The sequence below is a fragment of the Mycobacterium sp. OAE908 genome (assembly GCF_017872775.1).
Classification (GTDB): domain Bacteria; phylum Actinomycetota; class Actinomycetes; order Mycobacteriales; family Mycobacteriaceae; genus Mycobacterium.
Genome location: NZ_JAGGJL010000002.1, coordinates 786,476 through 809,171, shown reverse-complemented (window position 1 = coordinate 809,171; position 22,696 = coordinate 786,476). Strand labels below are relative to the sequence as shown.

General features: G+C 67.1%; 21 protein-coding genes and 1 pseudogene. 14 read left to right on the top strand and 8 right to left on the bottom strand.

Annotated features, from left to right (window positions below; all coding sequences use genetic code 11):
* Window positions 1-60: 60 nt before the first annotated feature.
* Window positions 61-1,992 carry an asparagine synthase (glutamine-hydrolyzing) gene (gene asnB / locus J3E61_RS29050; protein WP_210086221.1) on the top strand — a complete coding sequence of 644 codons (1,932 nt, stop codon included), beginning with the start codon at window positions 61-63 and terminating at the stop codon, window positions 1,990-1,992.
* On the opposite strand, the gene J3E61_RS29045 is transcribed toward asnB, so the two are convergent.
* Complete coding sequence (locus J3E61_RS29045; RefSeq protein WP_210086220.1) at window positions 1,989-2,963, bottom strand: carbohydrate kinase family protein; 975 nt, start codon at window positions 2,961-2,963, stop codon at window positions 1,989-1,991. The two genes, asnB and J3E61_RS29045, sit on opposite strands and share 4 nt — an antisense overlap.
* Before the next feature lie 143 nt (window positions 2,964-3,106).
* Between J3E61_RS29045 and J3E61_RS29040 the strand changes: the two genes are divergently transcribed.
* The gene (locus J3E61_RS29040; RefSeq protein WP_210086219.1) at window positions 3,107-3,739 is read left to right on the top strand and encodes a hypothetical protein; all 633 of its coding nucleotides are present in this window, start codon (window positions 3,107-3,109) and stop codon (window positions 3,737-3,739) included.
* A 1-nt stretch (window position 3,740) separates the two neighbouring features.
* Here the strand turns inward: J3E61_RS29040 and J3E61_RS29035 are convergent, their stop codons facing one another.
* Both J3E61_RS29035 and J3E61_RS29030 read right to left on the bottom strand, forming a co-directional pair.
* Window positions 3,741-4,097 carry an iron-sulfur cluster assembly accessory protein gene (locus J3E61_RS29035; RefSeq protein ID WP_192723122.1) on the bottom strand — a complete coding sequence of 119 codons (357 nt, stop codon included), beginning with the start codon at window positions 4,095-4,097 and terminating at the stop codon, window positions 3,741-3,743.
* 81 nt (window positions 4,098-4,178) lie between these two features.
* Window positions 4,179-5,234, bottom strand: coding sequence for a glycerate kinase (locus J3E61_RS29030; RefSeq protein WP_210086218.1), 1,056 nt, complete (start codon window positions 5,232-5,234; stop codon window positions 4,179-4,181).
* 23 nt (window positions 5,235-5,257) lie between these two features.
* Between J3E61_RS29030 and J3E61_RS29025 the strand changes: the two genes are divergently transcribed.
* The 4 genes from J3E61_RS29025 to J3E61_RS29010 are packed head-to-tail and all read left to right on the top strand — an operon-like array spanning window position 5,258 to window position 8,227.
* Window positions 5,258-5,920 (top strand): DUF3043 domain-containing protein, encoded by a 663-nt coding sequence (locus J3E61_RS29025; RefSeq protein ID WP_192723124.1) that lies wholly within the window; start codon window positions 5,258-5,260, stop codon window positions 5,918-5,920.
* Window positions 5,921-5,937: 17 nt separating this feature from the next.
* Window positions 5,938-6,471, top strand: coding sequence for a bifunctional adenosylcobinamide kinase/adenosylcobinamide-phosphate guanylyltransferase (locus tag J3E61_RS29020; protein ID WP_210086217.1), 534 nt, complete (start codon window positions 5,938-5,940; stop codon window positions 6,469-6,471).
* Window positions 6,468-7,505, top strand: coding sequence for a nicotinate-nucleotide--dimethylbenzimidazole phosphoribosyltransferase (cobT, locus tag J3E61_RS29015; protein WP_210086216.1), 1,038 nt, complete (start codon window positions 6,468-6,470; stop codon window positions 7,503-7,505). The genes J3E61_RS29020 and cobT overlap by 4 nt, the downstream gene beginning before the upstream one ends.
* Complete coding sequence (locus tag J3E61_RS29010) at window positions 7,502-8,227, top strand: adenosylcobinamide-GDP ribazoletransferase (RefSeq protein WP_210086215.1); 726 nt, start codon at window positions 7,502-7,504, stop codon at window positions 8,225-8,227. The genes cobT and J3E61_RS29010 overlap by 4 nt, the downstream gene beginning before the upstream one ends.
* Here J3E61_RS29010 and J3E61_RS29005 read toward each other — a convergent pair.
* Together J3E61_RS29005 and gcvT are read right to left on the bottom strand one after the other, a co-directional pair.
* Entirely contained in the window at window positions 8,224-9,330 is a 1,107-nt protein-coding gene (locus J3E61_RS29005; RefSeq protein ID WP_192723128.1) for a branched-chain amino acid aminotransferase, read from the bottom strand. The two genes, J3E61_RS29010 and J3E61_RS29005, sit on opposite strands and share 4 nt — an antisense overlap.
* 53 nt (window positions 9,331-9,383) lie before the next feature.
* Entirely contained in the window at window positions 9,384-10,493 is a 1,110-nt protein-coding gene (gcvT, locus tag J3E61_RS29000) for a glycine cleavage system aminomethyltransferase GcvT (RefSeq protein ID WP_210086214.1), read from the bottom strand.
* A gap of 46 nt (window positions 10,494-10,539) precedes the next feature.
* On the opposite strand from gcvT, the gene J3E61_RS28995 reads away from it, so the two are divergent.
* Both J3E61_RS28995 and J3E61_RS28990 read left to right on the top strand, forming a co-directional pair.
* The gene (locus J3E61_RS28995; protein ID WP_210086213.1) at window positions 10,540-11,625 is read left to right on the top strand and encodes an adenylate/guanylate cyclase domain-containing protein; all 1,086 of its coding nucleotides are present in this window, start codon (window positions 10,540-10,542) and stop codon (window positions 11,623-11,625) included.
* 18 nt (window positions 11,626-11,643) lie between these two features.
* Window positions 11,644-13,170 carry a leucyl aminopeptidase gene (locus tag J3E61_RS28990; protein ID WP_210086212.1) on the top strand — a complete coding sequence of 509 codons (1,527 nt, stop codon included), beginning with the start codon at window positions 11,644-11,646 and terminating at the stop codon, window positions 13,168-13,170.
* 1 nt (window position 13,171) lies between these two features.
* On the opposite strand, the pseudogene J3E61_RS28985 reads toward J3E61_RS28990, so the two are convergent.
* A pseudogene (locus J3E61_RS28985) lies at window positions 13,172-14,925 on the bottom strand (SDR family oxidoreductase).
* Between the two features lie 83 nt (window positions 14,926-15,008).
* Window positions 15,009-15,362: an oxidoreductase gene (locus tag J3E61_RS28980; protein WP_210086211.1), complete on the bottom strand. Its 354-nt coding sequence runs from the start codon at window positions 15,360-15,362 to the stop codon at window positions 15,009-15,011.
* Between the two features lie 157 nt (window positions 15,363-15,519).
* Here J3E61_RS28980 and sucB point away from each other — a divergent pair, with 157 nt between their 5' ends.
* From sucB to J3E61_RS28955, 5 genes are read left to right on the top strand one after another with little or no spacing between them, the layout of a single operon-like run.
* A complete protein-coding gene (gene sucB / locus J3E61_RS28975) occupies window positions 15,520-17,283 on the top strand; it encodes a 2-oxoglutarate dehydrogenase, E2 component, dihydrolipoamide succinyltransferase (RefSeq protein WP_210086210.1) in 1,764 nt (587 codons plus the stop codon).
* Window positions 17,284-17,289: 6 nt separating this feature from the next.
* Complete coding sequence (locus tag J3E61_RS28970; protein WP_192723135.1) at window positions 17,290-18,201, top strand: TIGR01777 family oxidoreductase; 912 nt, start codon at window positions 17,290-17,292, stop codon at window positions 18,199-18,201.
* Between the two features lie 10 nt (window positions 18,202-18,211).
* Window positions 18,212-18,883, top strand: coding sequence for a lipoyl(octanoyl) transferase LipB (gene lipB, locus J3E61_RS28965; protein WP_210086209.1), 672 nt, complete (start codon window positions 18,212-18,214; stop codon window positions 18,881-18,883).
* Window positions 18,883-19,815, top strand: coding sequence for a lipoyl synthase (gene lipA, locus J3E61_RS28960; RefSeq protein ID WP_210086208.1), 933 nt, complete (start codon window positions 18,883-18,885; stop codon window positions 19,813-19,815). Before lipB ends, lipA begins: the two co-directional genes overlap by 1 nt.
* Before the next feature lie 4 nt (window positions 19,816-19,819).
* Window positions 19,820-20,572, top strand: coding sequence for a DUF4191 family protein (locus tag J3E61_RS28955; RefSeq protein WP_192723138.1), 753 nt, complete (start codon window positions 19,820-19,822; stop codon window positions 20,570-20,572).
* Window position 20,573: 1 nt separating this feature from the next.
* Here J3E61_RS28955 and J3E61_RS28950 read toward each other — a convergent pair whose 3' ends face one another.
* Entirely contained in the window at window positions 20,574-21,047 is a 474-nt protein-coding gene (locus J3E61_RS28950) for an RDD family protein (RefSeq protein WP_192723139.1), read from the bottom strand.
* Window positions 21,048-21,197: 150 nt separating this feature from the next.
* Between J3E61_RS28950 and glnA the strand changes: the two genes are divergently transcribed.
* Window positions 21,198-22,634: a type I glutamate--ammonia ligase gene (gene glnA, locus J3E61_RS28945; protein ID WP_210086207.1), complete on the top strand. Its 1,437-nt coding sequence runs from the start codon at window positions 21,198-21,200 to the stop codon at window positions 22,632-22,634.
* Window positions 22,635-22,696: the final 62 nt, after the last annotated feature.

Sequence of the window (22,696 nt, the reverse complement as noted above, 5' to 3'; positions counted from 1 at the left end):
GCGTAGACCACGCCCCGGTGCCGGTCTCGACACACTCCCGCCATTAGGCATACTGGCGCGGTGTGCGGACTGCTGGCCCTACTGACCGACCCGTCCGCTGACGTCTCGGATGCGCTGGTCGACGCCGTTTCCGGCGCCTCGCACCTGATGCGCCACCGCGGCCCCGACGAGCCGGGCACCTGGTCCGACGACCACGTCGTGTTGGGTTTCAACCGGCTGTCGATCATCGACATCGCCCACAGCCATCAACCGCTGCGCTGGGGCCCACAGGATTCGCCGGACCGCTACGTGCTGGTGTTCAACGGCGAGATCTACAACTACTTGGAATTACGTGAAACGCTGCGCTCCGAGTTCGGCGCCGTGTTCCACACCGACGGTGACGGTGAGGCCATCATCGCGGCCTACCACTACTGGGGCACCGACGCGCTGACCCGACTGCGCGGCATGTTCGCGTTCGCGCTGTGGGACACCGTCGAGCAGGAACTGCTCTGCGCGCGTGACCCTTTCGGCATCAAGCCGCTGTTCATGGCGACCGGCTCCGGCGGAACGGCAGTTGGCAGCGAGAAGAAGTGCCTGCTTGACCTGGCGTCGCAGCTCGGCATCGACACCGGCATCGACGATCGCGCCGTGCAGCACTACACGGTGCTGCAGTACGTGCCCGAACCCGAAACGCTGCACCGCGGCATCCGGCGGCTGGAATCCGGGAGCTATGCCCGTGTGCGACAGGGCAAGCCGCCAGAGGTGACGCGCTACTTCACGCCGCGGTTCACCGCTGTGCCGTTCGTCAATGGTGGCGAGCAGCCGCGCTACGACGAGATCACCGCGGTGCTCGAGGATTCGGTCGCCAAGCACATGCGGGCCGATGTCACCGTCGGCGCCTTCCTGTCCGGCGGCATCGACTCCACCGCGATCGCCGCGCTCGCGATGCGGCACAACCCGCGCTTGATCACCTTCACAACGGGTTTCGAGCGTGAGGGCTTCTCCGAGGTCGACGTCGCGGTCGCATCGGCCGAGGCGATCGGCGCACGCCACGTGACGAAGGTGGTCAGCCAGGCCGAGTTCGTCGCCGCGCTGCCCGAAATCGTCTGGTATCTGGACGAACCCGTCGCCGACCCGGCGCTGGTGCCGCTGTACTTCATTGCCCGCGAGGCCCGCAAGCACGTCAAGGTGGTGCTGTCCGGCGAGGGCGCCGACGAACTGTTCGGTGGTTACACCATCTACCGGGAGCCGTTGTCGCTGAAGCCTTTCGACTATCTCCCCCGCCCGGTTCGCCGCTCGCTCGGCAAGGCCTCCAAGCCGCTGCCCGAGGGCATGCGGGGCAAGAGCCTGCTGCACCGCGGATCGCTCACACTCGAAGAGCGCTACTACGGCAACGCGCGCAGCTTCTCCGATGCCCAGTTGCGCGCGGTGCTGCCCGGCTTTCGTCAGGAGTGGACGCACACCGACATCACTGCGTCGGTTTACGCACAGTCCGACGGCTGGGATCCGGTGGCGCGCATGCAACACATCGACCTGTTCACCTGGCTGCGCGGTGACATTCTGGTCAAGGCCGACAAGATGACGATGGCCAATTCGCTCGAACTGCGGGTACCGTTTTTGGATCCCGAAGTGTTCGCCGTCGCATCCCGGCTGCCCGCCGACCAGAAGATCACAAGGGCCACAACGAAATTCGCGTTGCGCAAGGCGTTGGAGCCGATCGTGCCAGCCCATGTGCTCAACCGGCCGAAGCTGGGTTTTCCCGTTCCCATCCGGCATTGGCTGCGCGCGGGCGAACTGATGGACTGGGCGTATGCGACCATCGCCGCTTCAAGGGCAGGCGAGCATGTGGACCTTGCGGCGGTGCGGGCCATGCTCGACGAACACCGCACCGGCGCAAGCGATCACAGCCGCCGGCTGTGGACGGTGCTGATCTTCATGCTGTGGCACGCGATCTTCGTCGAGCACAGCGTCACACCGCAGATCAGCGAGCCGACCTACCCGGTGCAGCTCTAGTTCAGAGCCGCGCCGATTTCGGCGCCTGCATCTGCTCCGTAGGCATCGGACAGCCGCTTGACCGCGGAGTCCTTGTCCCACGTCCACTCCTGCGGCCCGGGGGCCTCCAGCACCAGCGTGGCGACCATCGACGCGAGTTGGGCGGACCGCTCGAGGCTGAGCCCGGCGCTGCGGCCGGTGAGGAAACCGGCGCGGAACGCGTCGCCGATACCGGTCGGGTCGTCCTTGTGCGTCTCGGGCACGACGTCGACATGCACGAAGGTGCCGTCGCGGCCGACGATGTCGACGCCCTTCTCCCCCAACGTCGTGATGCGCAACTCGATCTGGCGCATCACCTCGGCCTCCGACCACTCGGACTTCTGCAGCAGCAGGTCCCATTCGTAGTCGTTGGTGAACAGGTAGGTCGCGCCGTCGATGAGCTGGCGGATCTGCTCGGCGGGGAGCCGGGCCAGCTGCTGGGAGGGGTCGGCGGCGAAGGCCAGACCGAGCTTGCGGCACTCCTCGGTATGCAGGAACATGGCATCGGGGTCGTTGGCTCCGATGATCACCAAATCAGTTGTGCCCGTTCGTGATACGACGTCCGCCAGCCTGATGTTGCGGGCCTCCGACATCGCCCCCGGATAGAACGAGGCAAGCTGGGCCATGACCTCGTCGGTGGTGCAGACGAACCGCGCCGTGTACGCCGAGTCCGAGATCAGCACGCTGTCGCAGTCCACGCCGTGCGCCGTCAGCCACTGCCGGTAGTCCTCGAAGTCCTTGCCCGCCGCGCCGACCAGTGCGACGTCACCGCCAAGCACGCCGATGGCGAACGCCATGTTGCCTGCCACGCCGCCCCGGTGGATGACCAGATCGTCGACGAGGAAACTCAACGACACCTTCTGCAGGTGATCGGGCAGGAGTTGCTCCGAAAACCGACCAGGAAAACGCATGAGATGGTCGGTCGCGATCGAACCGGTCACCGCAATGGTCACGAAACGTCACCCTTCATTTATTAAACCGTCTAGATAACCTTACCCAGGGGATACCCGCAGACTGTGCGCTAACCTGCCTACAAGTGCCCGCCCGGTCACTGTAGACAGGCAAATTCATCGACACATCTCGGGGGAGCAAATATATGACTGGTCCGTACCCGCCCGATTACGGCGCTGGACCGGTTGGCCCGCAAATGTATCCCCCGCAGCCCTATCCGGAAAATGTGCCGTCGCCCTATCCTGCGATGCTGCCGCCCCCGTTGCAATATCCGAAACGGCGGTGGTGGCCGATCGCCGCAGCAGCGGCGGCGGCCGTTTTGGTCGCGGCATTAGTCGCCGCAATTGTTTTCGCGTCCCGAAACGACGACAACTCGGGCCGCACTGCGTTGACCGATGCGAAAGCCAAGGCCGCGATCCAGGAGTATCTGGACGCGTTGTCGAAGGGTGACGATCAAACCGTCGCGCGCCACACGTTGTGCGGTCTGTACGACTCGGTCAAGGAGCACCGCTCCGACCTCGCGCTGGCCAGCCTCAGCAGCGACGCGTTCCGCAAGCAGTACAGCCATGCCGAGGTGACGTCGATCGACAAGATGGTGTCGTTGTCGCCGAATCAGGCGCAGGTGTTGTTCACCATGAAAGTGGCTCCAGCGAGCGGATCGAGCAACCGTACCCAGGCGTCGAACGACGATGAACAACAGGCCGTCGCGCAGGTACTGGCCCAGGACAAGGAAACCCTGGTGTGCTCGTACCTGCCGCGGACGGCCGGTCAGTACTGAATCAGTTGAACGAGTCGCCGCAGGCGCAGGAGCCGGTGGCGTTCGGGTTGTCGATGGTGAAGCCCTGCTTCTCGATGGTGTCGACGAAGTCGATGGTGGCGCCCTGGATGTAGGGCGCGCTCATCCGGTCGACGGTGAGCTTCACGCCGCCGAACTCCGAAATCAGGTCGCCATCCAGCGACCGGTCGTCGAAGAACAGGTTGTAGCGCAGGCCGGCGCATCCGCCCGGTTGAACGGCGATGCGCAGCGCCAGGTCGTCACGACCTTCCTGATCCAGCAGCGCCTTCGCCTTGGCGGCGGCTGCATCGGTCAGGATTGCGCCGTGGGTGGTGGTCGCCGACTCGTCCTGAACAGTCATTACATCTCCTGAGTGCATGTTCGTGGGTAGACCGTTGGGTCCACACCCTCAACGGTACCTTGTTCCGGCCCTATTCCCGATTTATCCCCAGGTCGCCGCCGTCACCTCGGCCAAGCCCTCCAGCTGGTTCGCGGCATCGTCGATGGCCAGCTGCACAGAGCCCGCGTGGTCGGCGATGGAGTATGCGGCTGCGATGCCGGCCTCGGCCAGCGTCGCCTCGTCCAGGGTGACCTGCCCCGCGAGCACCAGCACCGGGACCTGATGTGACTGCGCACCCGCAGCGAGCGCGCTGACCACCTTGCCGTGCAACGACTGGTCGTCGAATCGGCCTTCGCCCGTGACCACCAACTGGGCTTCGGCGATGTCGTCGGCGAGCCGGGTGTGTTCGGCGATGACCGCGGCGCCGGATTCCCGGCGGCCCCCGAGCGCGAGTAGGCCGGCCCCGATACCTCCCGCGGCGCCTGCACCCGGTTCCTCGCTCACAGCGCGGCCCGCCGCCGCGTTGAGTTCGACGGCCCAGTCGCTGAGCCGCTGTTCGAGGATGCGCACGGTGTCGGGATCGGCGCCCTTCTGCGGACCGAACACCGCCGCGGCGCCCATCGGGCCAAGCAGCGGATGCTCGACGTCGGTGGCGGCGATGAGCTCGACGTCCGCCAGCAGCTTGCGGGCGGCTGTTAGCCCACCGAGCTCCTCGATCAGCCCTCGCCCACCGTCGGTGCAGCTGCTGCCGCCCAGCCCGACCACGATGCACCCGGCCCCGGCTGACACCGCGGCCGCGATCAGTTGACCGACGCCGCGACTGTGCGCGGCCAGGGCGGTCTGCACGGTCGGCGGGCCGCCGAGCACGGCCAGCCCGCAGGCCTGTGCGCATTCGATGTACGCGGTGCGCGGCGGGGCCTGGTCGAGCACCCACTGCGCGGACACCTCATCGGTCAGTGGGCCGCTGACGCGCTCGGTGTGTACCTCGCCGACTCGACCGGCCAGCACGCCGGCGAAGCCGGGTCCGCCGTCGGACTGCGGCGCCAGCGTCAACTCATCGTCGGGGCGGCCGCGGCGCCAGCCGCGCGCGATTGCTTCGGCGGCCTGTACGGCTGTGAGGCTGTCGCCGTAGCAGTCGGGCGCAATCAACACATGCACCACGGCAGACTAATCTGGCATCCGTGAAGCTGCTTGGCCGCAAGAAAGACAACTCGGACTCGGACAAGGCCGTCGACGAAGCCGCCTCCGACGCCGAGGCGACTCGGCAGCGCGCAGGCACAGCACCGAAGGGCAGGCCCACTCCGAAACGCGATCAGGGTAAGCGAGGCCCGATCGCCCCTGCCCCGATGACCGCAGCGGAAGCACGCAAGCGGCGCAAGGAGACCAACGCGAAGCTGACTCGCGAGGAGAAGAAGGCAGCCAGCGCCGCACGCCGCGCCGACATGGCCGATCGCCGCGAAAAGATGATGGCAGGCGAGGATGCCTACCTGCTGCCGCGCGACAAGGGTCCGGTGCGCCGCTTCGTCCGCGACGTGGTGGACTCACGCCGAAATGTGCTCGGGCTCTTCATGCCCGCGGCGCTGGTGTTGATCTTCGTCATGCTGTCGGTCCCGTCGCCCGCGGTGCAACTTCCGCTCTCGTTCGCGATGCCGGTACTCATCGTCATCATGCTGATCGACGCCTTGTTTCTTGGCCGCAAGGTCAACAAGCTCGTAGACGCGAAGTTCCCCGACAACACCGAAAGTGGTTGGAAACTCGGCTTTTACGCTGCCAGCCGCGCCTCGCAACTGCGCCGGATGCGCGCGCCTCGGCCGCAGGTCGAGCGCGGCGACAGTGTCTCTTGAAGCCCACTGACCGCCCCGTGCGCACACTGGTGCTCGGGGGTATCAGGTCAGGCAAATCGCGGTGGGCGGAGGCGGCGATCGCCGATGCGGCCGGGCCAGGGCAGCCGGTGTGCTACCTGGCCACCGGTGCCACGGCCGACGCAGACGCCGACTGGTCGGCGCGTATCGCGGCCCACCGGGCCCGTCGCCCTTCGCACTGGTCGACGGTCGAAACAGTCGACATCGCAATGCAATTGCGCACCGAGGCCGCGACACCCACGCTCGTCGACGACATCGGCGGCTGGCTGACCGCGGTGCTGGACCGCCGCGACGCATGGACCGCGGGTTCGGTGGCGGCAGACGTGGCTGAGCTGGTCGATGCGGTCCATGCATTCGGCGGGCCGCTGGCGCTCGTCAGCCCCGAGGTCGGACTGACGGTTGTGCCGCACACGGTGTCGGGACGTCGGTTCGCCGACGAATTGGGCAGTCTCAATCAGCAATTGGCGGCCCTGTGCGACCGGGTGGTGCTGGTTGTCGCCGGGCAACCCCTGACCGTGAAGGCCGCCTCGTGACCGACTTCGACATCACCCCGCCCGACGCTGAGGTGGCCGCCGCGGCGCGCGCACGGCAAGACCGGTTGACCAAACCGCCCGGTTCGCTGGGCAGGCTCGAGGACTTGTCGGTGTGGGTGGCGTCGTGCCAGGGAGTCTGCCCGCCGCGGCAGTTCCAGCGTCCGCGCGTCGTGGTGTTCGCAGGCGATCACGGCGTCACGTCCTCCGGCGTCTCCGCCTATCCGGCCGAGGTCACCGCGCAGATGGTGGCCAACTTCGACGCGGGCGGTGCGGCCATCAACGTGCTCGCCGAGGCGGCAGGGGCGAGCGTACGGGTGGTCGACATCTCGGTGGATGCGCCCGAACCGCTGTCGCCGTCGATCGGTGTCCACAAAGTGCGCCGTAGCAGCGGCAACATCGCGGTCGAGGACGCCATGTCCGCCGAGGAAGCAGCGGCCGCGATCGAGGCAGGCCGGCTGATCGCCGACGAGGAAGTCGATTCCGGGGCCGATCTGTTGATCGCCGGTGATATGGGAATTGGAAACACCACGGCGGCAACAACTTTGATCGCGGCGCTGACCAATTCCGAGCCCGTGGCGGTCGTCGGACGCGGCACGGGCATCGATGACGCTGCTTGGGCCCGCAAGACCGCCGCGATCCGCGACGCCCTGTACCGCGCCCGCGGCATGTCGACGAATCCGGTTGGGCTACTGCGGGTTTGCGGCGGCGCGGACTTCGCGGCGATGGCGGGATTCTGCGCACAGGCCGCAGCGCGCCGCACTCCGGTGTTGCTCGACGGCGTCGTCGTCACCGCTGCCGCGCTGGTGGCCGACAAGCTCGCGCCTGGCGCCCGGCAGTGGTGGCAAGCGGGACACCGGTCGACCGAACCGGCGCACACGCTCGCGCTGCAACATCTCGACCTCGACCCGATCGTCGACATGCGGATGCGCCTCGGCGAGGGCACCGGCGCAGCGGTCGCGCTGCCGGTCGTACGCGCCGCCGTCGCCGCGCTGGCGTCGATGGCCACCTTCGACGAGGCAGGCGTCACCGCGTGATCCGTTCGGTCACAGGCGCATTCGCGTTTGCGACCGTCCTGCCCGTACGCAGTTCTGCCGGCGTCGGCCGCGGCGTCATCACCGCATTGCCTGTCGTCGGCGTCGCGCTCGGGGCGCTCTCAGGCGGGGTGGTCCTGGCGTCAGCGTCGGCTTTCGGCGCTGGCAACCCGCTTGGCGGGGCGCTCGCGGTCGCGGTCCTGCTGCTCGTGACGCGCGGCCTGCACATCGACGGGCTGTCAGACACCACCGATGCGCTCGGCTGTTACGGGCCGCCCGAGCGGGCATTGCAAGTGATGCGCGACGGCTCGGCCGGCCCGTTCGGCGTCGCGGCGGTGGTGGTCGCGATCCTGTTGCAGGCGCTGGCATTCACCGAACTTGGTGTCGTCGCGGTGATCGTCGCGGTGACCGCCGGCCGGGTGGCCGCGGTCGCGGCATGCAGACGCGCGCTGCCTGCCGCGCAGGGCAGCTCGCTTGGCGGCCGCGCCGCGGGCACCCAACCGGTCGCTGTGGTGCTCATCTGGACCGTCGCCGTCGCAGCATTGGCGACGCTTGCCGACCCGCGCCCGTGGCAGGGCCCGGTCGCGGTCCTCGTCGCGGTCGGCTGCGGTGTCGTTCTGGTTGCGCACTGCGTCCGCCGGTTCGGCGGCATCACCGGTGATGTGCTCGGCGCGGCCATCGAGGTGACGACGACGGTGGCCGCCGTCGGGCTTGCGATCGCCTAACTCAGCCGCGCCATCCAGCCGTGCGTGTCGGCGAACATGCCGCGCTGGATCCCGGTCAACGTGTCGCGTAGCGCCATGGTGATCTCGCCCGGACCGCCGTCGGCGATGGTGAATTCGCCGTCACCGTACTTGACCCGCGCAACCGGCGTGATCACCGCGGCGGTGCCGCACGCGAACACCTCCGTGATCTCACCCGCTGCGACCTTCTTCTGCCACTCGTCGACATCGATCTTGCGTTCCTCGACGGCGAATCCGGCATCAGTTGCCAACTGCAGCAAGGCATCTCGCGTAACGCCCGGCAGGATCGACCCGCTCAGCTCGGGTGTCACCAACCGCGCGGTGCCGCCGCTGCCGAACACGAAGAACAGGTTCATCCCACCCATCTCTTCGACGAAGCGGCGTTCGGCGGCGTCCAGCCACACCACCTGATCGCAGTCGTTCTCGGTCGCCTGCGCCTGCGCCAAGAGCGACGCGGCGTAATTGCCACCGAATTTCGCCGCGCCGGTGCCGCCTGGGCACGCGCGCACGTACTCCGTCGACAGCCACACGCTGACCGGCTTGATGCCGCCCTTGAAGTACGCGCCGACGGGCGAGGCGATGACCATGTAGCGGTATTCGCTCGCGGGCCGCACGCCGAGCCCCGGCTCGGTGGCGAAGACATAGGGCCGCAGATACAGCGACTCCTCGCCGCCGGCGCGGGGCACCCACGGCTCGTCGACGGCGATCAGCTGTCGCAGCGACTCGATGAACACCTCTTCGGGCAGCTCGGGGATGGCCAGCCGGCGCGCCGACGAGCGCAACCGGCGGGCGTTGGCCTCGGGCCGGAACGACACGATGGAGCCGTCCGCCCAGCGGTAGGCCTTGAGCCCTTCGAAGATCTCCTGGGCGTAGTGCAGCACGATCGCCGACGGGTCCAGCTCGATAGGGCCGTAGGGGATCACCCGCGCGTTGTGCCAGCCCTTCCCGTCGACGTAGTCGATCGAGACCATGTGGTCGGTGTGGAACTGACCGAACGGCGGATCGTTCAGAATCGAGGCCCGTACCTCGTCGCTCACCGGCGTCGCATTGCGCTCAACGGTGAATTCGAGGGGGCCGTCAGTCATGCAGCGATTGTATATCCGCTAGCTAGCGGGTTTTTGCCGCGACGAACGGCTGCCTAGCGCGTCCTCGCGCGAACAAACGGCGGATGCACGACCTCGCATTCGATGGCCCGGCCACGGACGTCGACCGAAACGTGTTGCCCGTCGGCGATCTCCCTGTCGGTGTCGATCAGCGCCAGCGCAATGCCGATTTTCAAGCCCGGGGAAAACGTTCCCGACGTCGTCACGCCGATCTGGGTTTCGCCGTCGAGCACCGCGAGGTCGGGACGCAGCACGCCGCGGCCGACGGCCCGCAGTCCGCGCAACACCCGCCTCGGGCCTGCCTCTTTCTCGGCCAGCAGCGCTTCGCGTCCCCAGAACGCGTCCTTGCGCCAACCGATCGCCCAGCCGCAGCCCGCCTGCAGCGGCGAGATCTCCAGCGACAGTTCGTGGCCGTGCAGCGGGTAACCCATCTCGGTGCGCAGCGTGTCGCGGGCGCCGAGCCCGGCCAGCTCGCCGCCCGCACTGCCGACAGCGTCGACGAGCGCGTCGAAAACCACACCGGCCTGCTCCCACGTCGGCAGCAGCTCGTAACCGTGCTCGCCGGTGTAGCCGGTGCGGCACACGCGGACGGGAACCCCGTCGAATTCGGCGTCGGCATAGCCCATGTAGTCCATGTCGGTGGGTAGGCCCAATCCGCCAACGACTTTGGTCGACTCGGGGCCCTGCACAGCGAGCACCGCGTACGAGCGGTGTTCGTCGGTGATGGTCAGGCCCGCTGGCGCGCGCTCCTCCAGCGCCGCAACGACTGCCGGTGTGTTGGCGGCGTTGGGTACAAGGAAGATCTCGTCGTCGGAGACGTAGTAGGCGATCAGGTCGTCGATCACGCCACCGGAATCGGTGCAGCACAACGTGTATTGGGCCTTGCCGGGTCCAATGCGACGCAGGTCGTTGGTGAGTGCGGAGTTGACGTATTCGGCCGCGCCGGGCCCTTTGACCAGTGCCTTGCCGAGATGACTCACGTCGAACAGGCCGACGGTGGTGCGCGTCGCGGTGTGCTCGCTGACAGTGCCTGCGTATGACACCGGCATCAGCCAGCCGGAGAATTCGGCGAAACTCGCGCCGAGCTGACGATGGCGTTCCTCGAGGGGGCCGTGCAGGGTCTCGCTCGCTTCAGTGTCGGACACGGGAAATCACCCTAGTGGGGAAGTCCGCGCTGGCAGACTCCGGTGGGTGGTCGATTTCGATGCGCTGGAAGCCGCGGGAATCGCCAACGCCAGGGATCGGGCCGGTCTCATCGAATACCTGGACGGTCTCGGCTTCACGACCGAGGACATGGTCGACGCCGAGCGGCGCGGCCGGTTGTTCGGCCTGGCCGGCGACGTCCTGCAACGGTCCGGCCACCCGATTTACAGCTTGAGCGCTGCGGCCACTGCCCTGGGCGTGTCCGTCGATGACGTCGCGCACGCCTGGGAGGCGCTCGGGCTGAGGGTCCCCGATCAACAGACGCCGTTGCTCAGCCAGGTTGACGTCGACGGTTTGTCGGCGTGGGTCACGCTGCGAAAGTTCGCCGGTGAGGACGCGGCGCTCAATTTCTTGCGGGTGGTCGGTGCCGCGATGGCCCGCCTCGCCGAGGCCAGCGGAACCATGATCCGGATCGCGCAACCCAACCTGATGGTCACGCACAGCCAGGACGAGCTCACCACCGCGCTCGCGTACCGCGAAGTCGCCGAGCTGGTGCCCGGTCTCTCCACACTGATGGACTCCGTATTTCGCCATCAAATCACCAGCGCCCGAACCTATTTCGAGGGCGTCATCAGCGACGCGTCGGCAAGCGTCACCTGTGGCGTCGGGTTCGCGGATCTTTCCGGCTTCACCGAGCTGACCCAGCGACTCAGCCCGGCCGAATTGTCAGACCTCCTCGTCGAGTTCGGCGGCGCAGTCAGCGACGTCGTGCACGCCGACGGTGGCCGGGTGGTGAAGTTCATCGGCGACGAAGTCATGTGGGTGACGCCGACACCTGAACTGCTCGCCAAGGTCGCGTTCGATCTCGTCGAGTACCCGCGAGCGCGGGAGGCCGGTCTGCTGGTGCGCGCGGGCCTGGGCTACGGATCGGTGCTGGCCATCGGGGGCGACTACTTCGGCACCCCGGTCAACCTGGCCGCGCGCCTGGTGGCGGCGGCCGCGCCGGGGCAGATCCTTGCGGCCACCGACGTCCGAGACGAGCTGCCGGACTGGCCGGCCATCCCCCTAGATCCGTTGACGCTCAAGGGCTTCGACGAGCCGGTGACGGCCTACGACCTGCACTTGTCGCGCTGACAGCTAGGGTAAGGCCTCGTGAGCCCTGCAAATCCCGGTTATCAGGCCCCCGCAGTCACCGTCGCCTCGGCGCTGGCCAAACGCAATAACGACTCGGCGGTGCTGATCGTGCCGGTGGTGAGCGGCCAGGACGAGGACGCGACGGCGACGGTCCTGCACAGTCCGTTCCTCGACGCGGAAGCGGTCGGCGAGATCGACGTGGCACTGCGGGCGCTTGGCGCGAAGGGGGGCCCGGACCAGGTCACTCGCGTGGTCGCACCGTCGCTGCCGGTGGGCAGCGTGCTGGCCGTCGGGCTGGGCAAGGACCGCGACCAGTGGCCTGCCGACGTGATCCGTCGCGCCGCCGGAACCGCCGCGCGCTCGCTGAACGGCACCACCACGGTGATCACCACGCTGTCGGACCTCGACCTGAGCGCGACGATCGAAGGCCTGATCCTCGGCGCCTACCGGTTCACCGACTTCCGCAGCGCCAAGACCGCACCCAAGGACGCGGGTCTGCGCGAGATCACAGTGCTCGCCGCCGACACCAAGGCCAAGACAACGGCAGCTGCGCAGCGAGCGACGGCGATCGCCACCGCGGTGGCCACCGCCCGCGATCTGGTGAACACCCCGCCGAGTCACCTCTTTCCTGCCGAATTCGCCAAGCGCGCAAAGGCTTTGGGAGAAGCAGCGGGACTCGAGGTCGAGGTGCTCGACGACAAGGCTCTCGCCAAAGAGGGCTACGGCGGCGTGATCGGTGTCGGCAAGGGTTCGTCACGTCCGCCCCGGCTGGTGCGACTGGCGCACCGCGGCGGCAAGAGCAAGAAGGCGAAGACGGTCGCGCTCGTCGGCAAGGGCATCACGTTCGACACCGGCGGCATCTCGATCAAGCCCGCGGCCAACATGCACCACATGACCTCCGACATGGGCGGCGCCGCCGCGGTGATCGCCACGGTCGTGCTGGCAGCCAAGCAGCAGTTGCCCATCGACGTGATCGCCACGGTGCCGATGGCAGAGAACATGCCGTCGTCGACCGCGCAGCGGCCCGGTGACGTGCTGACCCAATACGGCGGCATCACCGTCGAGGTGCTCAACACCGATGCCGAGGGCCGGCTGATCCTGGCCGACGCGATCGTGCGGGCGTGTGAGGACAACCCCGACTACCTGATCGAGACGTCGACGCTGACCGGCGCGCAGACGGTCGCTCTCGGTGCACGCACGCCAGGAGTGATGGGCAGCGACGAGTTCCGCGACCGGGTCGCCGAGCTGTCGCAGGAGGTCGGCGAGAACGCGTGGGCGATGCCGCTGCCCGAGGAGTTGAAGGACGATCTGAAGTCGACGGTCGCCGACCTGGCCAACGTCAGCGGGTCACGCTATGCGGGCATGCTCGTCGCTGGCACGTATCTGCGCGAGTTCGTCGCCGACGGGGTGCAGTGGGCGCACATCGACATCGCGGGGCCGGCATACAACACCGGCGGGCCGTGGGGCTACACCGGCAAGGGCGGCACCGGCGTGCCGACGCGGACGATGTTCGCGGTCCTCGAGAACATAGCCGCTAACGGCTGAGCTACATCACGTTTGCGCGCGCGGAGCTGCGCATCACCTGCGGCAGCAGGTGCGCGACGCCGTACACGAAGTAGGCCTCCGGCGCGACGGGCCGGATCGGCTTGTTCTTCTTGACGGCCGACACGATCGCCTTGGCCACCTTGTCGGGGCCGTATCTGCGTGCTGCGAAAGCCTTTTCGAGCTGCGCGCGACGCGCCTCCACCTTCGCCTGCTTTGCTGCCGGCACGTCGAACCTCGTGGTGTGCACGATGTTCGTGTTGATCACGCCCGGGCAGACGGTAGTCAGCCCGACCCCGGCCTGATCCAGTTCGGCGCGCAGACAATCACCGAACATGAACACGGCGGCCTTGCTGGTTGAGTACGATTCATCGACTGCTGCGGCGAATACGCGGCCATCGACGAGATGTTGACGATGTGCCCGCCAGTACCTCTGTCAACGAGTCGGCGGCCGAATGACCTGCAGCAGTTGACGACCCCGCCGAAGTTGATGTCGAGCACCCTGTCGAACTGTTCGGCAGGCGTGTCAAGAAACAGCCCCGCGTGGCCGATTCCGGCGTTGTTGACCACGATGTCGGGCACGCCGTGCTCGGCGCTCACGCGTTCGGCGAACTCCTCGACGGCCTCGGCGTCGGAGACATCTAGCGTGTAGAAGTGCGCGACGCCGCCGCGCGCGGTGATCTGCGCTGCGGTCTCCTTGACCGTCGCTTCGTCGATATCGCTGATCACCAGTTCGGCGCCCTCACGGGCAAACGCCAGCGCGGTCTCACGGCCGATGCCGCTGCCCGCGCCGGTGACGGAAACCAGTGTGTCGCTGAAGTATTCGCGTGGACGACCGACCTGTGCGCGCAGCAGCGAACGGGTGGCGGGCTTGCCGTTCAGAAAGTCGACGAACTCGGCAACCGACGCGGCGAGTACCTGGGGGTGCGACATGGGTGACCAGTGGCCGGCCCTGATGTCGCGCCGCCACAACCGCGGCACCCAGTTGTGTGTTTCGTCGAACCCGTGGGGCTGAATCCAGTTGTCCTTGGTGTTGACGATCAATTGAACGGGCACATCGACGCGGTAGTCCCGTCGGACGTTGCCTGCCGAGCGCAAGAAGTTGGCGCGGTAGATCTTCATGCCGTTTGCCGCGTCCGCCTTGAACGTTTCGGCGTGGTGAAGTTGGTGCGACGGTATCCCGCGGTCGATGATCAACTGGCGAATCGCGTCGGCGAGAAACGCACGCATGGCCAGTGGCAGCAGCAGCGGCACTGAGAACACGCCCATGTAGGTCAGCCGCAGTGCTTGATAAAGCGCACGCGCAAACCGCTTCGGTCGATGCGGCCGCAGGAGCGCGTTACGCAGGTACATCACCAGATGATCGGAGCTGGGGCCGGACAGCGAGGTGAAGGAAGCGACGTGATCGCTTGCCCCGGAACGGGATAAGTACTCCCACACCCCCGCCGATCCCCAGTCATGAGCCAGCACATGCACGGGCTGTCCCGGCGCCACCGCATCGATCACCGCGGCGAAGTCGTCGGCGAAACGGGGCATGGTGAAGGCCGAAACCTTTTTCGGCACAGTCGATTTCCCGGCGCCGCGGTTGTCGTAACGCACGATCCGGAAGCGGTCGGCCAGAAGCGGCACGACGCCGTTCCACAGAAAGTGCGAATCCGGCCAGCCGTGCACGAGCACGATGGTCGGACCGTCGGGATTGCCTTCTTCGTAGACGGCGACGCGTACGCCGTCAGTGCTGTCGATGAACCGCTCGGCCATGGCACCTCCGCACAGTTAGTGGGACCGCTGGTACCGTATCAGGACCCTTGATCAGGGCAGTCTCTTCTTCGCGCAAGCGCTCATCAGCCTTCGAGCTCATCCCGAAGTGCACGGTCGCGCTGAATCCGCCTACGCGCGTCGTAGTCCCGCATCCGCTGTGGGTAACCCACCTTCTGCACGTCGTAGACCGGGATCTGTAGCCGCTCGCTCAGCCTCCTCGCACCGGCGTCACCCCCGGCCCTGCGGCGGGTCCACTCGCCATCGGCGGCCACCAGGACGACGGTGACATCGGTGACGGTGGTTCTCGGCTCGACGAACGCTTCGACGCCGATGTGTTCGGCCACCCACTGCTGCAGGTACTTCAGGTCGGCTGCTGGGTCAGTACCGGCCGCGCTCCGCGCTTGACGACCGCCGCGAAACCTGTCGAACAGTCCCACCTGGGCTCGGCTCCTTCTCTTTCACCTCTATCGATAGTGCCAGAGCTTTCAGACCCCAGGTCTGCGGCGAATTGCGTGGGCAGACGTGACAGGATGGGACCCGACATTCGACCCGTACCAACTGAACCGTTTTCAGAGAGCGAGGGAGTCGATACATATGGCCATCTCCGTTCAGATGCCCGCACTCGGCGAGAGCGTCACCGAGGGCACTGTCACCCGCTGGCTCAAGCAAGAGGGCGACACGGTCGAACAAGATGAGCCATTACTCGAGGTGTCCACCGACAAGGTCGACACGGAGATCCCTTCGCCGGCCGCAGGCGTGTTGACCAAGATCGTCGCTGCCGAAGACGACACCGTTGAGGTCGGCGGTGAGCTCGCGGTGATCGGCGACGCAGGCGAAGCGCCTGCCGAACCGGCCCCGGCCGCCGAAGAGGAAAAGCCCGCCGAGGAGCCTGCGGCGCAGCCCGAACCGGCCGCCGAGGAACAGGAGCCCGCGCCCGAACCGGCCAAGCCGGCAGCCGCGTCGTCGGGCGGCGGCGGTCAGGCCACGTCGGTGAAGATGCCCGAGCTCGGCGAGTCGGTCACCGAAGGCACCGTGACGCGCTGGCTGAAGAAGGTCGGCGATTCCGTCGAGGTCGACGAGCCACTGGTCGAGGTGTCCACCGACAAGGTCGACACCGAGATCCCTTCCCCGGTGGCGGGCACGCTGCTGTCGATCACCGCCGAAGAGGACGACACCGTCGCCGTCGGCGGCGAGCTGGCCAAGATCGGCGACGCCGATGCCGGAGCAGCCGAGGCGCCTGCGCCCGAACCCACGCCCGAGCCGAAACCCGAACCCAAGCCCGAGCCAAAGCCGGAACCGAAACCCGAACCCAAGGCCGAGCCGGCCGCCGATGCCAAGCCAGAACCCAAGCCGGAGCCCAAGCCCGAGGCCCAGCCGGCCCCCGCGGCAGAGGCGCCGTCGCCCGACGGCGGCCCGTACGTCACCCCACTGGTGCGAAAGCTGGCCGCTGAGAACGACATTGACCTGGCATCGGTGAAGGGCACCGGCGTCGGCGGGCGGATTCGCAAGCAGGACGTGATGGCCGCCGCGGAAGCCAAGAAGGCCCCGGCCGCCCCGGCACCAGAGGCCGCGCCCGCTGCGGCCCCCGCCAAACCGGCCGCCGCCGCTGCGACGCCCGCACCTGCGCTGGCCCACCTGCGCGGGACCACGCAGAAGGCCAACCGGATCCGCCAGATCACCGCGAAGAAGACCCGCGAATCTCTGCAGGCCACAGCGCAATTGACGCAAACCCACGAGGTCGACATGACCAAGATCGTGTCGCTGCGGGCCAAGGCGAAGGCCAAGTTCGCCGAACGCGAAGGCGTCAATCTGACATTTCTGCCGTTCTTCGCGGTGGCGGTGATCGATGCCCTCAAGGCGCATCCAAACGTCAACGCCAGCTACAACGAAGAATCCAAGGAGATCACCTACTACGACGCCGAGCACCTCGGCTTCGCGGTCGACACCGAGCAGGGACTGCTGTCGCCGGTGATCCACAACGCCGGTGACCTCTCCCTCGGCGGTCTGGCCCGTGCGATCGCCGACATCGCGGCGCGCGCCCGCAGCGGCAACCTCAAGCCCGACGAACTGTCCGGCGGAACGTTCACGATCACCAACATCGGCAGCCAGGGCGCGCTGTTCGACACCCCGATCCTGGTCCCGCCGCAGGCGGCGATGCTTGGCACGGGCGCGATCGTGAAGCGACCCCGGGTGATCGCCGACCAGTACGGCAACGAGTCCATCGGCGTGCGGTCGGTGTGCTACCTACCGCTGACCTACGACCACCGGCTGATCGATGGCGCCGATGCCGGACGCTTCCTGACGACCATCAAGCGCCGCCTCGAAGAGGGTGCCTTCGAGGCCGATCTCGGGCTATAGAGCGCCGTGACCAACGCCGTCATCGCGATCGCGGGGTCGTCCGGCCTGATCGGCTCGGCATTGGTTTACGCGCTACGCGCCACCGACCGCAGGGTGCTGCGGATCGTGCGGCGGGCGCCGTCGAATGCCGACGAGGTGTTCTGGAACCCGGACACCGGCGAGTTCGACTCGAGCACGCTCGACGGTGTCGATGCGGTCGTCAACCTGTGCGGCATCAGCATCGGCGAGAAGCGATGGTCGGGTGCGTTCAAACAGAGCCTGCGCGACAGCCGGATCGGGCCCACCGAAGTGCTCTCGGCAGCTGCGGTCGAGGCAGGCGTTCCGACTCTGGTGAATGCCAGCGCGGTCGGCTACTACGGCGACACCGGCGGTCGCACCGTCGACGAAACCGCCCCTGCCGGTGAGGGTTTCATGGCTCAGCTGTGTGCGGACTGGGAGGCCGCAACGTCCTTCGCCGAACGCGACGGAACCAGGGTGGTGCTGGCGCGCACCGGCCTGGTGCTGGCACCCGCGGGCGGTCTGCTGAGCCGGATCAAGCCGCTGTTCTCGTTGGGCCTCGGCGCCCGACTGGGCAACGGACGCCAGTACATGCCATGGATCAGTCTCGAAGACGAAATCCGTGCGCTGCTGTTCGCGATCAACCACGACGAGGTGGCCGGGCCCGTCAACCTGACCGGGCCCGCGCCGGTGACCAACGCCGAGTTCACCGCTGCGCTCGGCCGCACCGTGAACCGCCCGACCCCGTTGATCGCACCCGGCTTCGCGCTGCGCACCCTGATCGGCGAATTCGCCGACGAGGGTCTGCTCGGCGGGCAGCGGGCAATCCCGACGGTGCTGGAACGCGCGGGGTTCAAGTTCCACCACAACACCATCGGCGAGGCGCTGGCGTTCGCGACGGCGAAGAACCATGACGCGTAGTTTTGATGCCATGGCGGCATCGATCCGGTCGGCGACAACACCGGTCGACGTGCGCCGACTCGGCACCGTCGACTATCAGACGGCATGGCAGCTGCAGCGCGAACTCGCCGACGCCCGCGTCGCGGGTGGCTCCGACACGCTGTTGCTGCTCGAACACCCGCCGGTGTACACGGCAGGACGCCGCACGCTGCCGGAGGAACGCCCGGCTGACGACACCCCGGTGGTCGACACCGACCGCGGCGGCAAGATCACCTGGCACGGACCCGGCCAGTTGGTCGGCTACCCGATCATCGGCCTCGCCGAGCCGCTCGACGTCGTGAATTTCGTTCGGCGCCTTGAGGAATCGATGATCAAAGTGTGCGCGGGGCTGGGACTGGAAGCCGGCCGCGTCGAGGGCCGCTCCGGCGTCTGGGTGTCGCCGGACGGCAAGCGACCCGCACGCAAGATCGGCGCCATCGGCATCCGGGTGGCGCGCGCGACCACCCTGCACGGGTTCGCCCTCAACTGCGACTGCGACCTCGATGCGTTCGGCGCGATCGTGCCGTGCGGCATCTCCGACGCCGGCGTCACGTCGCTGACCGCCGAGTTCGGCCGCCGGGTGACCGTCGACGACGTGCTCACCCCGATGGCCGACGCCGTGTGTGACGCGCTCGACGGCCGCCTGGTAGTAGCGTTGACGTAGTGACAGTCGCTCCTGAAGGTCGAAAGCTGCTGCGTCTCGAGGTTCGCAACGCCGAGACGCCGATCGAGCGCAAGCCGCCGTGGATCAAGACCCGCGCGAAGATGGGCCCGGAGTACAAGGAGCTCAAGGCGCTCGTCAAACGGGAGGGTCTGCACACGGTCTGCGAGGAAGCCGGCTGCCCGAACATCTTCGAATGCTGGGAAGACCGCGAAGCGACCTTCCTGATCGGCGGCGAGCAATGCACCCGTCGCTGCGACTTCTGCCAGATCGACACCGGTAAACCCGCCGACCTCGACCGCGACGAACCGCGTCGGGTCGCCGAGAGCGTGCAAGCGATGGGGCTGCGCTACTCCACGGTCACCGGGGTGGCCCGCGACGATCTGCCCGACGGCGGCGCGTGGCTGTACGCCGAAACCGTGCGGGCGATCAAGAAGCTCAACCCCAACACCGGGGTCGAGTTGCTGATCCCCGACTTCAACGGCGAGCCGGCACTGCTGGAGCAGGTCTTCGCAGCCCGTCCAGAAGTGTTGGCGCACAACGTCGAAACCGTGCCGCGGATCTTCAAACGGATCCGCCCGGCTTTCCGCTACGAGCGCAGCCTGAACGTGCTCACCGCTGCCCGCGACTACGGCCTCGTCACCAAGTCGAACCTGATCCTCGGCATGGGCGAGACGCCCGAAGAGGTGCGCACTGCGCTTGTTGACCTGCACGAAGCCGGCTGCGACATCGTCACGATCACTCAGTACCTGCGTCCGTCGGTGCGCCACCACCCGGTTGAGCGCTGGGTGCACCCCGAGGAATTCGTCGAGCACGAGCAGTTCGCCAACGGCCTCGCCTTCGCCGGAGTGCTCGCAGGCCCGCTGGTCCGGTCGTCGTATCGGGCGGGCAGGCTGTACGCGCAGACAGTCGCATCCAGACCAGCCGTATCCTGAACCAATGGCGAAACCCCGTGACCCCGCTGCGGTGAAGGCTGCCAAGGCCGAGGCCAAGGCGACCCGCAAGGCCGCCTCCAAGCAGCGGCGCAGCCAGTTGTGGCAGGCGTTCCAGATCCAGCGCAAAGAGGACAAGCGCCTCCTGCCGTACATGATCGGCGCGTTCGTCGTGATCGTCGGCGCGTCGACGGCGTTCGGCATCCTTTCGGGCGGGTTCACCGGCTACTTGATGATTCCGCTGGGCATCGTGCTCGGCGCGCTGGTGGCCTTCGTCATCTTCGGGCGCCGCGCGCAGAAGTCGGTGTACCGAAAGGCCGAAGGACAGACCGGCGCCGCGGCATGGGCGCTGGAGAACCTGCGCGGCAAGTGGCGGGTCACGCCCGGCGTCGCCGCCACCGGCCACTTCGACGCGGTGCATCGGGTGATCGGGCGTCCCGGCGTGATCCTCGTCGGCGAAGGTTCGACGACCCGCGTCAAACCTCTGCTGGCCCAGGAGAAGAAGCGCACCGCCCGCCTGATCGGTGATACCCCGATCTACGACTTCATCGTCGGCAACGGCGAAGGCGAAGTGCCGCTGGCCAAGCTCGAACGTCACATGACGAAGCTGCCCGCCAACATCACGGTCAAGCAGATGGACTCGCTGGAGTCGCGGCTGATGGCGCTGGGAAGCAAGGGCGGCGCCGCCGCGATGCCGAAGGGGCCGCTGCCGGGTCAGGCCAAGATGCGCAACGTGCAGCGCACCGTCCGCAGGCGCTGACTCAGCGCCGCACGACCGCGGTATTGGTGACCTTGTCCTGCAGACCCCGCATGTCGGCGTCGGTGATCAGCGGCGGAATCACGACGGCGATCAGCGCCCCGCGCACCACCGCTCGGCCGAAGCCGACATGCTGACGGCCGTCGACAGGCACGACGATCAGACCCAACGCGTACTGGCCTGGAGTGAAGCCGAATAGCCGAACCGAAACGGCGCCGAGCACGAACCAGATGCCCAAGATCGCCCATTGCAGCCACGGCATCGACACCCAACCGAACGACATCGCCAGGGCGGCCAGCCCGTAGGCGATCAACCAGTCGACGCACAGCGCCGCGAGCCGTCTGCCCATCCGGGCGAGCGATCGGGGGCCGGATTGCGGCAAACCGAGCCGCTGGCCCGGATACTCGTTGGGTTCTTGGCCCGGACTGCCCGACTCCGAAGACGGACCCGACAGCCAGGACCCAATCTCGCGGGCCATACTGTCAGGATAAGCGGGGCCTTCTGAAGGCCCTTCGGCCGCCGCTGCAGGCAAATTGCGTAACTTCAGCGCAACATGCGGTTGACGACCATGCAACATCGTGTCCATAGCGTCAACCCGCGGGTTTACCAGAAATAAGGAGAGAACTCAGTGGCAGAAAAGACCGCCGACGACATCATCAAGCAGATCAAGGACGAAGACGTCCAGTACGTCGACATCCGGTTCTGCGATCTTCCCGGTGTTGTCCAGCACTTCTCGGTCCCGGCTTCGGTATTCGACGAGAGCGTTTTCGAGGACGGGCTGGCATTCGACGGTTCGTCGGTGCGCGGCTTCCAGTCGATCCACGAGTCCGACATGATGCTGCTGCCGGACCCCGACACCGCTCGGATCGACCCGTTCCGCGCCGCCAAGACGCTGAACCTCAACTTCTTCGTGCACGATCCGTTCACCCGCGAGGCGTACTCCCGCGACCCACGCAACGTGGCCCGCAAGGCCGAGAACTACTTGGCCAGCACCGGCATCGCCGACACCGCGTACTTCGGCGCGGAGGCCGAGTTCTACATCTTTGACTCGGTTTCGTTCGACTCGCAGATGAACGGCACGTTCTACGAGATCGACTCGGAGGCGGGCTGGTGGAACACCGGCGAGCCGTTCGAGTCGGACGGCAGCGCCAACCGCGGCTACAAGGTCCGCCCGAAGGGTGGCTACTTCCCCGTCGCGCCGTACGACCATTACGTCGACCTGCGCGACGAGATGTGCACCAACCTGCAGAACGCCGGTTTCGTGCTGGAGCGCGGTCACCACGAGGTGGGCACCGCCGGCCAGGCCGAGATCAACTACAAGTTCAACACGCTGCTGCACGCCGCCGATGACCTGGTGCTGTTCAAGTACATCATCAAGAACACGGCCTGGCAGGCAGGCAAGTCGGTGACGTTCATGCCCAAGCCGCTGTTCGGCGACAACGGTTCCGGCATGCACTGCCACCAGTCGCTGTGGAAGGACGGCAGCCCGCTGTTCCACGACGAGTCGGGTTATGCCGGCCTCTCGGACACCGCGCGCCACTACATCGGCGGCATTCTGCATCACGCGCCGTCGCTGCTGGCCTTCACCAACCCGACGGTGAACTCCTACAAGCGCCTGGTGCCCGGCTACGAGGCCCCGATCAACCTGGTGTACAGCCAGCGCAACCGCTCCGCGTGCGTGCGTATCCCGATCACCGGCAACAACCCGAAGGCCAAGCGCCTCGAGTTCCGTTGCCCCGACAGCTCGGGCAACCCGTACCTGGCGTTCGCGGCGATGATGATGGCCGGCCTGGACGGCATCAAGAAGAAGATGGAGCCGCAGTCGCCTGTCGACAAGGACCTCTACGAGTTGCCGCCGGACGAGGCCGCCAGCATCCCGCAGGCGCCGACCTCGCTGTCGGCCGTGATCGACCGACTCGAGGAGGATCACGAATACCTCACCGAGGGCGGCGTGTTCACCGAGGACCTGATCGAGACCTGGATCTCCTACAAGCGCGAGAACGAGATCCTTCCGGTGCAGATCCGGCCTCACCCGTACGAGATCGCGCTGTACTACGACGTTTAGTCGTTCAGACGGTCTGACAAACGCGGGGCGGAGGATTTCCTCCGCCCCGCGTTTGCGTTGCG

Excerpts from the sequence above, each read along its gene's own strand:
- J3E61_RS28955 (WP_192723138.1), top strand. The coding sequence starts at position 19,820 with ATGGCGAAACCCCGTGACCCCGCTGCGGTGAAGGCTGCCAAGGCCGAG.
- J3E61_RS29035 (WP_192723122.1), bottom strand. The coding sequence starts at position 4,097 with ATGACTGTTCAGGACGAGTCGGCGACCACCACCCACGGCGCAATCCTG.
- J3E61_RS29005 (WP_192723128.1), bottom strand. The coding sequence starts at position 9,330 with ATGACTGACGGCCCCCTCGAATTCACCGTTGAGCGCAATGCGACGCCG.
- sucB (WP_210086210.1), top strand. The coding sequence starts at position 15,520 with ATGGCCATCTCCGTTCAGATGCCCGCACTCGGCGAGAGCGTCACCGAG.
- J3E61_RS28950 (WP_192723139.1), bottom strand. The coding sequence starts at position 21,047 with ATGGCCCGCGAGATTGGGTCCTGGCTGTCGGGTCCGTCTTCGGAGTCG.
- J3E61_RS29040 (WP_210086219.1), top strand. The coding sequence starts at position 3,107 with ATGACTGGTCCGTACCCGCCCGATTACGGCGCTGGACCGGTTGGCCCG.
- lipB (WP_210086209.1), top strand. The coding sequence starts at position 18,212 with ATGGCGGCATCGATCCGGTCGGCGACAACACCGGTCGACGTGCGCCGA.